This is a genomic window from Snodgrassella sp. ESL0324, from assembly GCF_013344955.1.
Classification (GTDB): Bacteria; Pseudomonadota; Gammaproteobacteria; order Burkholderiales; family Neisseriaceae; genus Snodgrassella; species Snodgrassella alvi.
In genome coordinates this window covers 26,005-41,672 of the sequence record NZ_JAAEDS010000014.1, presented here as the reverse complement: position 1 = coordinate 41,672, position 15,668 = coordinate 26,005, and the positions used below count along the sequence as shown (strand labels likewise).

14 protein-coding genes and 1 tRNA gene are annotated in these 15,668 nt (G+C 40.4%); 4 read left to right on the top strand and 11 right to left on the bottom strand.

Annotation, left to right across the window (positions count from 1 at the left end; genetic code table 11):
* Window positions 1-197 precede the first annotated feature (197 nt).
* Together GYY70_RS07290 and GYY70_RS07285 are read right to left on the bottom strand one after the other, a co-directional pair.
* Window positions 198-1,175 (bottom strand): bile acid:sodium symporter family protein, encoded by a 978-nt coding sequence (locus GYY70_RS07290; RefSeq protein WP_174831912.1) that lies wholly within the window; start codon window positions 1,173-1,175, stop codon window positions 198-200.
* 302 nt (window positions 1,176-1,477) lie between these two features.
* The gene (locus GYY70_RS07285; RefSeq protein ID WP_174831911.1) at window positions 1,478-3,073 is read right to left on the bottom strand and encodes an inorganic phosphate transporter; all 1,596 of its coding nucleotides are present in this window, start codon (window positions 3,071-3,073) and stop codon (window positions 1,478-1,480) included.
* 117 nt (window positions 3,074-3,190) lie between these two features.
* Between GYY70_RS07285 and thiE the strand changes: the two genes are divergently transcribed.
* Both thiE and hemH read left to right on the top strand, forming a co-directional pair.
* Window positions 3,191-3,817, top strand: a complete 627-nt coding sequence (thiE, locus tag GYY70_RS07280; RefSeq protein ID WP_174831909.1) for a thiamine phosphate synthase — start codon at window positions 3,191-3,193, stop codon at window positions 3,815-3,817.
* Between the two features lie 214 nt (window positions 3,818-4,031).
* On the top strand, window positions 4,032-5,039 hold the full coding sequence (hemH, locus tag GYY70_RS07275; RefSeq protein ID WP_174831907.1) for a ferrochelatase: 1,008 nt from the start codon (window positions 4,032-4,034) through the stop codon (window positions 5,037-5,039).
* Between the two features lie 73 nt (window positions 5,040-5,112).
* Here the strand turns inward: hemH and yegQ are convergent, their stop codons facing one another.
* Window positions 5,113-6,480, bottom strand: a complete 1,368-nt coding sequence (yegQ, locus tag GYY70_RS07270; protein ID WP_174831905.1) for a tRNA 5-hydroxyuridine modification protein YegQ — start codon at window positions 6,478-6,480, stop codon at window positions 5,113-5,115.
* Between the two features lie 179 nt (window positions 6,481-6,659).
* Here yegQ and recO point away from each other — a divergent pair, with 179 nt between their 5' ends.
* Window positions 6,660-7,391 (top strand): DNA repair protein RecO, encoded by a 732-nt coding sequence (gene recO / locus GYY70_RS07265; protein WP_174831904.1) that lies wholly within the window; start codon window positions 6,660-6,662, stop codon window positions 7,389-7,391.
* Window positions 7,392-7,879: 488 nt separating this feature from the next.
* Complete coding sequence (drt2, locus tag GYY70_RS07260) at window positions 7,880-9,373, top strand: antiviral reverse transcriptase Drt2 (RefSeq protein WP_174831902.1); 1,494 nt, start codon at window positions 7,880-7,882, stop codon at window positions 9,371-9,373.
* Window positions 9,374-9,491: 118 nt separating this feature from the next.
* Here drt2 and GYY70_RS07255 read toward each other — a convergent pair.
* From GYY70_RS07255 to infC, 8 genes are all read right to left on the bottom strand, one after another.
* Window positions 9,492-9,568 (bottom strand) — tRNA-Pro (locus tag GYY70_RS07255).
* A gap of 35 nt (window positions 9,569-9,603) precedes the next feature.
* Window positions 9,604-9,930, bottom strand: coding sequence for a hypothetical protein (locus tag GYY70_RS07250; protein ID WP_025330517.1), 327 nt, complete (start codon window positions 9,928-9,930; stop codon window positions 9,604-9,606).
* Window positions 9,914-10,216, bottom strand: a complete 303-nt coding sequence (locus GYY70_RS07245) for an integration host factor subunit alpha (protein WP_025330518.1) — start codon at window positions 10,214-10,216, stop codon at window positions 9,914-9,916. The genes GYY70_RS07250 and GYY70_RS07245 overlap by 17 nt, the downstream gene beginning before the upstream one ends.
* Before the next feature lie 103 nt (window positions 10,217-10,319).
* Window positions 10,320-12,677, bottom strand: coding sequence for a phenylalanine--tRNA ligase subunit beta (gene pheT, locus GYY70_RS07240; protein ID WP_174831899.1), 2,358 nt, complete (start codon window positions 12,675-12,677; stop codon window positions 10,320-10,322).
* A 340-nt stretch (window positions 12,678-13,017) separates the two neighbouring features.
* A complete protein-coding gene (gene pheS / locus GYY70_RS07235; RefSeq protein WP_078474578.1) occupies window positions 13,018-14,007 on the bottom strand; it encodes a phenylalanine--tRNA ligase subunit alpha in 990 nt (329 codons plus the stop codon).
* Between the two features lie 276 nt (window positions 14,008-14,283).
* On the bottom strand, window positions 14,284-14,640 hold the full coding sequence (gene rplT, locus GYY70_RS07230; RefSeq protein ID WP_025330521.1) for a 50S ribosomal protein L20: 357 nt from the start codon (window positions 14,638-14,640) through the stop codon (window positions 14,284-14,286).
* A gap of 12 nt (window positions 14,641-14,652) precedes the next feature.
* Complete coding sequence (gene rpmI / locus GYY70_RS07225; RefSeq protein WP_025330522.1) at window positions 14,653-14,850, bottom strand: 50S ribosomal protein L35; 198 nt, start codon at window positions 14,848-14,850, stop codon at window positions 14,653-14,655.
* A gap of 287 nt (window positions 14,851-15,137) precedes the next feature.
* On the bottom strand, window positions 15,138-15,656 hold the full coding sequence (gene infC / locus GYY70_RS07220) for a translation initiation factor IF-3 (protein WP_100116503.1): 519 nt from the start codon (window positions 15,654-15,656) through the stop codon (window positions 15,138-15,140).
* Window positions 15,657-15,668: the final 12 nt, after the last annotated feature.

Genomic DNA, 15,668 nt, shown 5'->3' with positions numbered 1-15,668 from the left:
AGCTTATGGTATATCTATATTTTTGATTTATGTCATTGTATCAAAATCAAGTAAATACGATATTTGCAGCATTATTGAGTGATTTGATGTAGATAGATTAAGTGCCAGCAAATCTTATTGCTAGCACTATGATACAGAGATTATAAAAAACCAAATAGCAAGCCTTATTAGAAATAAAACCTACACTCGAAGGTAATCTATTCCTTTTTATTCAAACGTGCATAGCGTTGTGCCAGTACTGCACAGATCATTAGTTGTAACTGATGAAAAATCATCAGTGGTAATAGCATAATGCCTACTATGCTGGCAGGAAAGAGTACATTGGCCATGGGTACGCCATTTGCCAGACTTTTCTTAGAGCCGCAAAAGACAATAGTAATTTCATCAGCACGGTTAAAGCCCAATGAACGGGCAACCAGTGTATTAATGCTGATAACCAGAAACAGAATCAACAGACTCAGAATCACAATCATACCAATTGAGCCTAGATTAACTTTGTGCCATAGTCCTTCAACAACAGCATCACTGAATGCTACATAAACGACTAAAAGAATCGAGCCCCGGTCAGTACGGTTTATCCATACTTTATGTTTATGAATCCAACTTGCAATTAATGGTCTGGCCAGATGGCCTAAAACAAACGGCAGCATTAGTTGTAATAAAATCGATTCGATAGCTGCTGTTGTATCGACACTATTGCCACTGGTGGGCATCATTAGACCAACCAGTACAGGTGATAGGAAAACGCCCAGAATACTGGAAGCAGATGCACTGCATACTGCTGCTGCGACATTTCCGCCGGCAACAGAAGTAAAAGCAATTGCGGACTGTACTGTAGCCGGTAATGCGCACAAATACAGAAAGCCCAGATACAGTTCGGGAGAGAGCCAGTGGGGAACCAGAATACGCAAACCTAAACCGATTAGCGGAAATAAAATAAATGTGCTGCAAAATACAACTAAATGTAATCGCCAGTGTCTGATACCTTCTGTAATCGCCTGCCGTGACAGCTTTGCACCATGCATAAAAAATAGTAAGGCAATGGCAACTGTGGTCAGATAACTAAAAAATGTTTTTGTGCTGCCCTGACAAGGCAAAACAGTAGCTGTACCTACAACAGTCAGCATTGCCAGTAAAAAGGGATCTATATAAAATTTTTTAAGCAGGTTATTCATTGGCAACAACCAGTTTATGCTGAGTTTGTAACAAAAGTCATCATTTTAGCTTAAATGGTTGAATAAAAAACAGCCGGTGATTAAGTTAAAAAATTTAATCTGATTTTAAAATTACTTTTTAAATTTAAGAAATCTGGAAAAATAGTATTAAAAGAAATTTAATAACGACTATTTGTAGTGTCATTCAAAACAGAGTTAAATTTATTCTATAAAATCCGGGAAAATTTACATTAGACAATCGCTTTAGTCATAATAAAACCGGATAAGCATATTTATCCGGTTTCATTAAGATAATTGTAAATTTAAAAAAATGAATTGAGTCCCAAAAATATCAATACAGATAAAACTGCAGCAGAGGGCAGGGTTATCACCCAGGCCAGTGCAATTGGTTTCATCAATTTCCAGTTAGCATTACGATTAACCAGTCCGATACCCAGAACGGCACCAACCAGAATATGTGTACTGGATACCGGCAGCCCCATCAGTGTAGCCAGCATCACAATGGCTGCAGAGGAAAGCTCTGCTGTGAAGCCGGATGCAGGATGCATTTTGGCCAGATTGGTACCAACAGTCTGGATGACTTCTTTGCCGATAAACCATAAACCAACAATCAGTGCCACACCAAATGTTATCATCACTGGTGCCGGAATCATGGCATTGGCGTCTATACCAATATCACCGGTACGGATAATATCCATAATGGCGGCAAACGGACCAACTGCATTGGAAATATCATTAGCGCCGTGACTAAAAGCAAAGCCGGCAGCAGTAAATACCTGCATCCAGCTGAACATCAGAAAGGTGGATTTGCTTAAATCTTTGCGCCTTAAGGTTTTTGCGTAAATGAATGTGGCCATCCAGATTAGCGCGCCAATCATGATGATTAACAGGAAATTGGTAATCACAGATAAACCAAGATGCAGATTAGTCAGTCCTTTAAATAACATCATAGCGGTAATCATCATGCCGCCACATGCTGAAATTAAGGGTACCCAGCTATGCAGTGCCTTAAATGCGTCGATGTTATTTTTACGGCTTTCGATATCTGCCAAACCTTTATAGTAATCTGATTCGAGCTCTTCGACGCTATAATCAGGATCACTGTAATTTTCGGCGTCACGGGCTATAGCAGAGGAAATGCGAATTTTTTCGGTTTCACTTAGTTTTTCAAACCAGATTTTGTGTTTTTCTTTATATGCTTTTTTTTCCTGCTTAATTTCTTTCAGTGCTATAACCATCCGGTCGTTGTAGTCCAGTACATGCTTTTTTATCTGGCTGAACAGGATATAAGAAAACGCACCTCCTAAAACAGGTGAGATAACCCAGGACAGACCAATTTCTGCCATTTTGTTCCATTGAATTAAATCTAAAGCGCTGCCATTACCCGTTATCAGATATCCTAGACATAATCCGCCACCTACCAGTCCGCCTATCAGAGAGTGCGTCGTTGAAACCGGTAAACCTTTTTTGGAGGCAATTAACAGCCAGATTGCCGCCGCCAGTAATGCTGCCAGCATGACATTAATACATTGTGAAGGTGTTAAATGCATGGCACCAAGGTCTATAATGCCGTGACGAATTGTTTTTGTTACTTCTCCGCCGGCAATGACCGCACCAGAAACCTCAAAAACGGCCGCTATACCCAATGCCTGCGGTATTGTAAGGGTTCCGGCGCCTACACTGGTACCAAAGGAGTTGGCAACATCATTGCCACCGATATTAAATGCCATGAAGGCGCCAAACAGAGTGGCAATAACAAATAATAATGGAGAATGATGGTTGGTATATCCAAGCCCCCAATAAATAAAGTATGCAATTGTGCCGAATAATAATGCAGCAAAAGTATAATTAACCCGGGTGATCAGGGGAGAGCGAACAGAGGATGCGTCTGAGGCCATAATATATTTGTAAAAGTGGAAAATTCAGTACAGACATCCGCAAACATTATTGTGTGTATGCAGTGCTGCGTGAAAAAACTATCATTATAAAGATTTTTATTTCAAAAGGAATATTTTATGTATGCAAATTCGTTTTTACCTATAGTTGCTCCGCTGAAATTCTATACTGTTGTTCCTACTGCGGATTGGGTAGCGCGGATGGTCGATGCAGGGGCCAATACTGTGCAGCTGCGTAATAAAACTCTGATTGGTTCAGCATTGTACCGTGAAATTCAACGCAGTGTCGCTTATGCAAAAGATACACCTACACAACTATTTATCAATGATTTCTGGTGGGAAGCCGTAGATTGCGGTGCGTATGGGGTGCATCTTGGACAGGAAGATCTGGATAGTGCTGATTTAGTAATGATTCAGAGTTCAGGGTTAAGACTGGGGGTAAGTACACATTCGCCAGCGGAACTGAGTAAAGCATTAGCAGTTAAGCCAAGCTATGTAGCCTGCGGGGCAATTTTTCCTACTACAACCAAAACTATGCCTACTGAACCTCAGGGATTGGACAAATTAAAGCAATACGTGATTCAAGCCGGAAATACACCTACAGTTGCTATTGGTGGAATTGATTTAAATAATGCACGCGATGTACTGGCTACCGGTGTAAGCTCTCTGGCTGTAGTTCGTGCTGTTACTGAATCATCTGATCCTGAAAAAGTAGTAAAAGCCTTTCAGGCGCTTTGGGATAAATAAAGATTTACCAGTCTTTTGAAAACTAAAGTAGTTTTATCAAAATGAGCAGGGGATTAGGTTAAGCACAGATAATCGCTGGATCAGGTCTGTTGCAGAGGTAATGCCTGATGTCAGTAAAGTATATAACTGGTGAAATTGCTAACAAGCAGAAGATATAGGCTATACTCGCAGTACTTTTATCTGATTGACTGATAATCGATTGCTGCCAAATATTATGTCAAAAATTTTTCTTTCTGAACCAAAAACTTCTAAACTGGCAATTGGTGTTTTATTGCTGAATCTTGGTACACCTGCTGCACCTGAACCTCAGGCTGTACGCCCGTATTTACGCGAATTTTTATCCGACCAGCGTGTAGTCGAATTACCGCGTTTTTTATGGCAGTTAATATTACGCGGGATTATTTTGCCTGTTCGCGGACGTAAAAGTGCCCACGCGTACAGCACCATCTGGCAGGAAGCCGGTTCCCCTTTATTGACTGGAACACAACTGCTTAGTGCTTCTTTAGCCAGTACTATGCCAGACGATGTTATTACCCGTTTTGCTATGACCTACGGACAGCCCAGCGTAGTTAATGTTATGCAGGAAATGAAACAGCTTGGCGTGCAGAATTTGCTGGTGTTGCCGTTGTATCCGCAATATGCGGGTTCCAGTAGTGGTGCTGCACTGGATCAGGTATGGCGGGTGATGCTTAAGCAGCGTGTACAAATGGCAGTACGAAGTATCACCGGCTTTTATGCAGATAACAATTATATAAAAACACTGGCCAGACATATTCAGACATACTGGCAAAAGCATGGCAGAGGACAGTGTTTATTAATAAGCTTTCATGGTATACCAGAGGCTCAGCATCAGGCTGGCGATAGTTATGTTGAGCATTGTAAAACCACGACCCGTTTACTCACAGAAGAACTTGGTCTGCAAGAAGATGAATACCGGCTGGCATTTCAGAGCCGCTTTGGCTATGCGCCCTGGGTCGGACCAAGTACTCAGGATTTGCTTATCCAGCTTCCTCAGGCCGGAATCAGCAGACTTGATGTCATATGTCCGGGTTTTGTTACCGATTGTCTGGAAACACTTGAAGAAATCAATATTCGTGGTAAAGCAGACTTTCTGGCGCATGGCGGAAAACAGTTTCAGTACATTCCCTGTATGAATAGTGAGCATGAATGGGTTGAAATACTGGCTCCGCTTGTGAAGCAGCATTTACAAGGCTGGCTGTAAAGTACACAAATATCAGAAACGGATAATAAAAAAGCCATAGTGTAATATCACTATGGCTTTTTCAGCAGCTTATTTAATTAGCTTCTGCCTGGGGAATAATTCGTGCAATCAGGGCATTATCTTTGCCGAGCATCTGCGGAATTTTTACTTCAATTCCGTTTCCGGAAGCCACTTCTACCGGATAGCCCTTACGTGTCATTGCTTCAAGTCGGATAATCTGATTACCGCTCGGATGAATAATTTCCAGCTGGTCACCAAGGCTGAATTTATTTTTTACCTCAATGGTTGCCCATCCTTCAGAATCAACAGCCGTAACTTTGCCTACATACTGACTTTGTTTTGATAAAGAATGTCCGGAAAGGTAATTCTGGTACTCTTGTGTCTGATGCCGTTCCAGAAAACCAGTGGTATAACCCCGGTTGGCCAATCCTTCGAGTTCTGCCAGTAGGCTATAATCAAAAGGTTTACCTGCAACTGCATCATCAATAGCACGCCGGTATACCTGCGCTGCCCGCGCTACGTAATAGACTGATTTAGTCCGGCCTTCAACTTTTAAAGAATCTACACCGATTTCTGCCAGTTTGGCGACTTGTTCTACTGCACGTAAATCTTTGGAATTCATGATATAGGTGCCATGCTCATCTTCCATTATGGGCATCATATCACCAGGCCGGTTTGCTTCTTCAATCAGATAGATTTTATTTGCCAGCGGGTGACGTTGCTGGTCATTTAAGCCGTATAATGCGTTATCAGCGAGACTTTTCGCCTGATTAAAGTCAAAATCGGGTAATAATTGAGCATCGCCGCTGTCGCTATCAGCCGTATTATGTACTTTATAATCCCAGCGGCAAGCATTAGTACAAGTACCCTGATTAGGATCACGATGATTAAAATAACCGGAAAGCAGGCAGCGGCCTGAATAGGCAATACACAAAGCTCCGTGAACGAATACTTCCAGCTCAATATCCGGGCATTGCTGCCTGATTTCGGCAATTTCATTAATACTGAGTTCGCGCGACAGAATAATACGTTCTATGCCGATACTCTGCCAGAACTGCACACCCCATGCATTGGTGGTATTAGCCTGAACGGATAAATGAATCGGTATTTCCGGCCATTTTTCACGCACTTTCATAATAAGACCCGGATCAGCCATAATCAGCGCGTCTGGCTGCATAGCAATAATCGGTTCCATATCGGCGAGATAAGTTTTCAATTTTGCGTTATGTGGCAAAATATTACTGGCCAGAAAAAATTTCTTTCCTCGTGCATGTGCTTCAGTAATACCCTGTTCCAGTACTGGCAGATGTGCAAATTCATTATTACGTGCGCGCAGAGAATAACGCGGTGTGCCGGCATAAACAGCATCTGCGCCATAATCAAAGGCTGTGCGCATCCGCTCCAGTCCACCAGCGGGCAATAATAATTCTGGTGCTTTCATGGGTATTTAAACTTTCCTGATTATTTCGAATACATTCAGGCAGCCGGCTTTAAAATAGCCGGCTGCCTGAAAAATATAGTCTATATTGTTAATAGAATTATCCGCTTTTTCCTGTACATGGTCAATTGCATGCCATAACCGGCTATAATTGAAAAATCTACATCTGACATAAAACGGCTATGTCTAATAATCGCATCAATCATCAACCTGCTTTTTTGCTTACCTCCCGTCCATGGAGTGAAAGCAGTCTGCAAATTGAAGTATTTTCCCGGGATTATGGCAGAGTAGTGATGCTGGCGCGCAGCGCGAGGCGCCGGCAAAGTGAATTGCGAGGTGTACTCGTTCCTTTCGTGCCGCTACATCTATCCTGGTATGGGAATAATGAATTGAAAACTCTGCACCGGGCAGAATGGATAGGCGGCTGGCCTCAGCCTCAGAATCAGGCGTTATTCAGTGCCATGTATGTAAATGAGTTGGTACTAAAACTAACAGCCCGGGAGGATCCATTACCTGATATTCACGCGGCACTACATACCGTACTACAACATATTTCATACGGCGAACACTTATCTGCACTGCGTTATTTTGAGTGGTCATTACTGCGTGCTTTAGGTATTGCTCCTGATATTAGTCAGGATAGTCAGGGGAAGGAGATCATTAATCATGAACGCTACTGGCTGCGCGCCGAACATGCTCCTGTTTTATTGATGCAGGCACAGATCACAGCGCAGGAAAATGGTATTGTTGTTCACGGACACACTCTGAATGCATTAAATAACCGCTCACTAGCTGAACAGCCTGAATGGCATACCGAGGCCATACGGCTGACACGTATGCTTCTGGATTTTCGTCTGCCTGAAGGTATTCTTAGCCGGCGTGTATTAAAACAATTGCAGCAATATACTGGATAAAATGCAGGTTATAGATGGTTTTGATTTGATCCGCTTATTTCAGATGTGTGGAAATTATAAATTTTTACAAGGGTTTTTGTTATGTTGACAAAAGGGTGGATTTAAAGTTTGAAATAAAAACAACACTAATTAACTGCAAAGCCCGTGCACTATTTTCAAATTATATTAAATCATTTATACTAAATTTAGCTAAATATTTACATTTGTTTGATTTGCTAAATCTATTTGGCTTACTAAAGCTATCTGAGCTTTGGGCATATTGTTTCAATGTCAAGTGGTAGTGTTACTACCACTGACAGCAGGGCGGTGATTTTCTTCATCACTTTGCCTCCTATAAACAATATCATTAAACTTATTTCATATAGTGCGGTCTTTTTATAAATTGCATTCGTGCAATTTCAATGTGGTGGGGGGGCAGTAGTGATGGACCAATCTTAGCCCCCATCCCTTGATTTTGAATTTCATTCTGCAGTTTATGTATACCTAAAATGCTAAAAAAACATAATCCATATAATAAAACATTTTTTTCATGGTTTAAAGACAGGTCGTATTTACATTTTGATAAACCTTTAACTAAACCCGTATTGCGAAGAAAAAAAGATGTTTATCAGTTGCAAGAAGGTGTATTAAAAAAGAATAAAAGTATACTTAAAAAAATTTTTAATTCTTATATTGGTGCAGATATATCCACTAGTCAGAATAATTATTCAAAAAAAGTTGCAAAGCATCAATTTCTTCCGTTTATTCAATACGAAACTAAAGTTCGGAAAGCATATTCACTACCTGAGAATAAGTCCGTTATTTGTCGTAAAGACAAAATCAGATATATTGCATACGCATCGCATTTAGATAGTTTTATCTATTCTTATTATGCTGATTTATTGAATAAAAAGTACGAAGATTTCCTCGAAAAAAATAAATTGTCCGAAAACGTATTAGCTTTCAGAAAAATAGAAATAGCTGGTAGTGCAGGTGGTAAATCCAATATTAATTTTGCAAAAGAGGCTTTTGATGTAATTAAGAGCTTTAAAAATTGCTCTTGTTTATGTTTTGATATTAAAGGCTTTTTTGACAATTTAGATCATGCCAAGCTTAAACAGGCCTGGCAAAAGCTTTTGGGCGGGAAAAATTTACCAGATGACCACTATGCTATTTTTAAAAGTATTACACGTTATTCTTATGTAAAGCTGGATGATGCTTTATCTAATTTAAATATTTCTAAAACTATGTTCAGGAAAAAGAAACGAAAGGTTGAGGGTAAATATACTGATTCCAGATTATTGTCACTTTGTTCAAATATGGCAGAATTCAGAGAAAAAATTGTCAAAAATAATGCAATAAGGGTTAATTATCATAAAGGAATTCCTCAAGGTTCCCCGATAAGCGGAATTGTATCTAATCTTTATATGAGTGATTTCGATCTGGCATGTAAAAATTTTTTGAATGAGAAAGCTAAATATTTTCGATATTGTGATGATATATTAATTATAGCTCCCGAAGATAATTTAGAACTGGTAGAAAATATTGCTAATTTTGTAAAAGAAAAGATTTGGGAACTTAAACTGGAAATTCAGGATAGTAAAACCGAAAAATTGATTTTTAATACTTGTGCAGACGGAACGCTTAAAATTCAGTCTGTTGATAATAGCGGAAAAGGATATCTGCAATATTTAGGATTTATTTTTGATGGACAAAAAACACTAATTCGTCCAAGCTCTATATCAAGATATTATAAAAAACTAAGGAAATCTCGTCGATTAGCTGAAAAATCACAATTAAAAAATAAATCAACGATTCTATTCAGAAAAAAACTATACGAGCGGTATTCACATTTAGGTAAGGAAAATTTTATTTCATATACTTATCGTGCTTCAGAAATAATGGATGAAACCAGAATTAAAAAGCAGGTGAGAAGACATTTCAAGTATATAAGTAATAAAACCGATATAGAAAAAGTTAATAGAATAAAAACAGATGATTAAATAAAATGGGTGGATGATAATTTTGTTTAAGTAATCAATTGGCAAAAAATTAGATAGATCACTGTATTTTTCATGCAAATAAAAAAGACTTAGAAATTTTTCTAAGCCTTGATTTCATTGGTCGGAGTGAAAGGATTCGAACCTTCGACCCCTTGCACCCCATGCAAGTGCGCTACCAGACTGCGCCACACTCCGACTTTGTAAAGGAAGCGATTATAAAAGTAATCGTATTACTTAGCAAGTACACTATTCAGGTTATCTACTACTTTTTCAATTTGCTGACGGGTTTCCAGTGCATTAATGACAGGGTTACCATCAGCATCTACCTGATTACGTGTAAATGAGTCTATATATGGTGTAAAGCTGTCGCGCAATTGTCTGACTTTAATCACATCAGCACGGGTATAGTGCTTACCGCCATAGCCTACAATAATGCCATGTGTCTGTTGCCAGACAGAGAATTGCTCGGCACTGATGTCTGCAAGGCGGCATAGCTCTTCGAGGGTAAAATACCGCTGTGCTGGTATGGGTAACAACTGCTTAGGCTTGTTTTCCATTATAGTGATCAACCATACCCTTTAATTTTTGTGATGCGTGGAAAGTAACAACGCGTCTGGCAGAAATAGGTACTTCTTCTCCAGTTTTTGGATTACGTCCCGGGCGTTGCGGTTTATCACGCAACTGGAAATTACCAAAGCCGGAAATTTTAATTTGTTCGCCCTTTTCAAGAGTACTGCGAATTTCTTCAAAGAATAGTTCAACAATTTCTTTGGCATCATGTTTGCTCATGCCGGCAACTTTTTCAACCAGGATATCAGCAAGTTCAGCTTTTGTCAGCGTCATATCAGAATTTCTTTCATTAAAGAGGGCATTATTATCCCTAAATTAGTTTTTGTTTTCAAGTATGTAAATTTTTAAGCCAGGCAAATTGCCCAGTTTGAATTTTTTAAGTACGTAATTGTGCACCAATTGTGGCTGCTGTATCAATGAGTTTTGTCATTATTTCTTCAACTTCTTCATCAATTAAGGTTTGTTCTGTACTTTGTAAAATAATTTTGACCGCCAGACTTTTCGTATTTTCCGCCATGCCTTTACCGCGATAAACATCAAAAACAGATATTTCCTGAATGGCTGGATGTTTCACTGCAGACAGCACATTGATCAGCTCTTCAGCAGTAGTTTGTTCGGAGATGATAAAGGCCAGATCACGCCGTACTGGTTGGAATTTAGATACTGGCTGATAAGTAATCCTGGCTTGTGCCAGAACAGCACTTAAATCAAGCTCAAATAAAACAGGCGACAAGGGCAGGTCGTATTTTTGTGTCCAGCGCGGATGCAATTCACCAATAACACCAACTACTTTATTATCAATGATAATCTCAGCAGTTCTGCCCGGATGAAGTGCAGGGTGCTGTGCTGCACGATAATTTACTTTATGCGCACTTAACAGGCCTGCAACATCATTTTTGACATCATAGAAATCGGTGTTGCGAGTGGGTACTGCCCATTGCTCAGGAAAGACAGAACCATAAGCCAGACCGGCAATTTTTGTGGTTTGTGTATATTGCTGATTTTGTTTTTGAAATACACGTGCTACTTCAAATAATCTTACTCTGTTTTGTTTACGGTTCAGATTATTGTGTAATATTTCAATCAGACCGCCAAACAGAGTAGAGCGCATAACGCTGAGCTGACTGGCTATCGGATTTTGTAAACGAATCGGATCAGTATTACCGGCCAGATCGCGTTCCCATGCTTCTTCTACAAATGCATAGCTGACTACTTCCTGATAGCCGCTATTTGCCAGTTGATGGTAAACACTAAATAGTGGTTTTTGTGTTTCCGGCAAAGCTACCATGTTCAATTTGCCATTGGTATGATCATTGGGAATATTTTCATAACCATACACGCGGCCAATTTCTTCTATCAGGTCGGCTTCGATTTCAATATCAAAACGGAAGCTGGGTGAGGTAACGATAAAGCCATCTTCACAAGCTTGCGGCTCCAGCCCTAAATGCTGCAGAATGGTGGCAATTCTGGCTGAATCAATGGCAACGCCTAATACTTTTGCTACTCTTGCTGTACGTACTTTTACCTGTTTAACTGCAGGCAGATTACCGGTTGCTTCTGTAATTGCACCAATTTCACCACCACAGATTTCTTTTATCAGCGTAGTTGCCCGTTCAATGGCTTGTAGTTGTAAATTAAAGTCTACTCCGCGTTCAAAACGGAATGATGAATCAGAACCGAATCCATACTGCCGTGCTTTTCCGGCAATGATATCCGGGGTAAACCATGCGCTTTCAATCACGACATTACGCGTGCTGTCTGTTACTGAGCTGTCAACACCACCCATTAATCCGGCAATACTCAGAACTTGTTTTTCATCAGCTACTACCAGTGTGTTACTGCTTAGAGTCACGGTTTTATCATTGAGGCATTCTAGTGTTTCACCTTCATGCGCACGCCGCACGATCAGTTTGCCGGAGATTTTATCTTCGTCAAACATATGCATTGGCTGGCCCAGCTCAAGCATGACATAGTTACCTATATCAACCAGAGGATTAATGCTGCGCAGGCCACTGCGTTCGAGCCGCTGTTTTAACCATGCAGGCGTTACAGCATTAATATTAATTCCGCGAATTATCCGGCTGATAAAACGGCCACAGTCTTCCGGTGCTTCGATGGTGACAGGCTGGCTGGCATCCAGTGTTGATGGATTATTAACAATCTCTATTGGATTTTGTGGTTTCTGGGTTAAAGCACCTACCTCACGGGCTATGCCTTTTATACTCAGGCAGTCTGCTCTGTTAGGTGTGATTTTTAAGGTTTGCAGAGCATCATCCAGATTGAGATAATCGCGGATATTATTGCCGACTGGTGCGTCGGCAGGCAGAATCAGTAAGCCGTTTACTTCATCTTGTAAACCTAATTCTTTGGCAGAACACAGCATTCCGTTAGAGACTTGTCCGCGCATTTTTGTTGGTTTGATTTTGAAATCACCCGGTAAGACAGCACCAGCTAATGCACAAGGTACTTTGATTCCCGGTTGTACATTAGGGGCACCGCAAACGATTTGTATCAGTTCTCCTGTACCGGCATCAACCTGTGTAATATTGAGACGGTCTGCATCCGGATGTTTGATTACAGATTTAACTTCGGCGATGACCACCCCATGAAATGGTGGGGCAGCCAGGGTGGTTTCTTCTACTTCCAGTCCGGCCATTGTTAATAAATGTGCCAGCTCTTGTGCAGATAATTCAGGGTTAATCCATGAATATAACCAATTTTGAGAAAATTGCATGATGCTTCCAGTATATATTCTGTTTCGGTTTAATCCAAAAGTTCGGAGGCTGATTCAGGCATGCTCAGTGACACGATTATAAATCCTTAAAACGCTTTTTTTACTTTTGGAATTAATATCTTTGATTAATGAAATTAGTTCAGGTTACTTAATTGGACTAAATAATTTTCTGGCAGTTTCCGGTCGGTTAAATCTGAGAAATTCATTTTCAGTGAGCTATCCGGTATTCTGTACAATCAGTTATTGATAACTGGCTGAATGTAAAATCTAACTACTTAGCCGCTATATTTACGGGATTTAGTCCGCTCAGTATTACCTGTCAGTTACATGATCAGTAATCTTAATCCTGAAATTGTTTAAGAAAATTCAGGTCATTATCAAAAAACAGGCGTAAATCATTAATGCCATAGCGAAGCATGGCAAAGCGATCCAGACCAATGCCAAAGGCAAAACCTGTATATTTTTCTGCATCTATATTGACATTTTTTAATACATTGGGGTGTACCATGCCGCAGCCGCCTACTTCCAGCCAGCCGCGTTCGCCCATGATGTCAATTTCTGCTGAAGGTTCTGTAAACGGGAAGAAGGAAGGGCGAAAACGTACCTGTAAATCATCGCGCTCAAAGAAACGGCGGATAAAGTCTGTAAAGACTGCTTTCAGATCGGCCATAGTAACGCCTTCTTCTATCCATAATCCTTCAGCCTGATGGAACATGGGAGAATGTGTTGCATCTGAATCGACGCGGTATACACGTCCGGGAGCAATAATGCGAATCGGAGGCTCTTTTTTATCCAGCATGTAACGAATCTGGATAGGAGATGTATGGGTGCGCAGTACGTTACCATTTTCTACATAAAAAGTATCCTGCATAGCACGAGCCGGATGATTTGGCGGAATATTTAAAGCCTGAAAGTTATGAAAATCATCTTCTATTTCCGGTCCGTCTGCTACAGTAAAACCCATGCTATGAAACAGTTCTACTATACGCTGTAAAGTAAGGGTAACCGGATGCAATCCTCCGAGATTTTGTCCGCGTCCGGGCAGGGTAACATCCAGCGCTTCTGCCGCCAGTTGCTGCTGAAGTTTTGCTTCATTTAATGCATCACGTTGTCGATTGTATGCATCCTGAAATTGGTTTTTACACTCATTGATATGTGCGCCAGTTGTTTTGCGTTCTTCTGGCGACATTTTACCCAATGTTTTTAATAAAGCATTCAGTTCACCTGTTTTACCAAGATAGCGGGCTTTTACTAATTCTAATGCAGGTAAATCAATGGCTGAATTAACAGCAGCGATGCCTTCGGCAACGATGCGGTTGGCATTTTCCATAACAAGATTCTTTACTTAAAATATAATGAAAAAATGTTTTGATGCTCTTTAGTTTTGCTGAATATGGCAGCTGTATTTTATCGATTACCGTATATCAGATCTTAAATGAGCTATATAACAATTTATAATAAAATATGTACTAAAAGATTATTTTAGCGCGAAATTCATCTGTTCAACAATGCTAAATATTGATGGAACAATAATGGAAATTTTTTACTAAAGCAGAAATACAAAAAAAGGAAACCGAAGTTTCCTTTTTGCTAAGCTTTTTATCTGTTAGGCCAAAGCAGCTTTTGCCTGTGCTGCTAATTGAGCAAATGCAGCCTGATCGAATACAGCCAGATCAGCCAGTACCTTGCGATCAATAACAATGGCAGCTTTTTTCAGGCCATTCATGAATTTGCTGTAAGACAAACCATTCTGACGGGCTGCTGCATTAATACGAACGATCCACAACTGACGGAACTGACGTTTACGCTGACGACGGTCACGGTAAGCATACTGACCGGCTTTCATTACTGCCTGTTTGGCAATACGATAGACGTTTTTACGACGACCACGATAGCCTTTGGCTAACGCTAAAACTTTTTTATGACGTGCACGAGCGGTAACACCACGTTTTACGCGAGGCATAGTTTAAACTCCTTAAGCGTAGGGTAACATTTTATGAACAGAAGCCATATCGCGTTCATTCACCATAGAGGTGCCACGCAATTGACGTTTGTTTTTGGTGGTTTTTTTCGTCAGAATGTGACGTTTGAACGCATGAGCGCGTTTTACACCACCGTTACCCAATACTTTAAAGCGTTTTTTAGCGCTTGATTTGGATTTCATTTTCGGCATGGGAAAACTCCATTGTTGTTTGATCAGGCGAGGGGTGGCTGAATTCAGCACTTTAACCCGCACACCACGGTTTTTGCCGCTTAAAATTTGATTCATGCACAGCGGCGATGCACAAGAAGCGGATTATAATATACCTGTACTGCTAAGACAATATAGCGATAATAACTTATGACCAGATATACCCGGATTTGTTAAGTTATTATTTGTGTTTTTAATAAAATGAAAAGTCTCATTTTACTGAGATAAAATGAGACTTTTTTAAGACAGGCTGAAATTCCGGTTAATGATTATTTTTTCTTCGCTGCAATAATCATTACCATCTGGCGACCTTCCATTTTTGGAAACTGCTCAACGGTACCAATTTCGATTAAATCAGCCTGAATACGCTTGAGTAGTTCTGCGCCCAGATGCTGATGTGCCATTTCGCGTCCGCGGAAACGTAAGGTAACTTTTACTTTATCACCGTCAGTCAAAAAGCGAACAATGTTACGCAATTTAATCTGATAGTCACCTTCATCGGTACCAGGCCGGAATTTAATTTCCTTAACCTGTACCTGTTTCTGCTTTTTGCGTTGCTCGTCGCGTTTTTTGGATTGCTCGTATTTGAATTTACCGAAATCCATTAATTTGCAGACGGGCGGTTTGGCGGTGGGGGCAATTTCCACCAGATCCACATCGTGCTCTTCGGCCAGTTTCAGGGCTTGCTGAGTCGATACTACACCCAACTGTTCTCCAGTTGGACCAATCAAACGCACTTCTTTAATGGTGATTTCACCGTTGATGCGTGCTTCGCGTTCTTGAGCGATGGTCGTACTCCT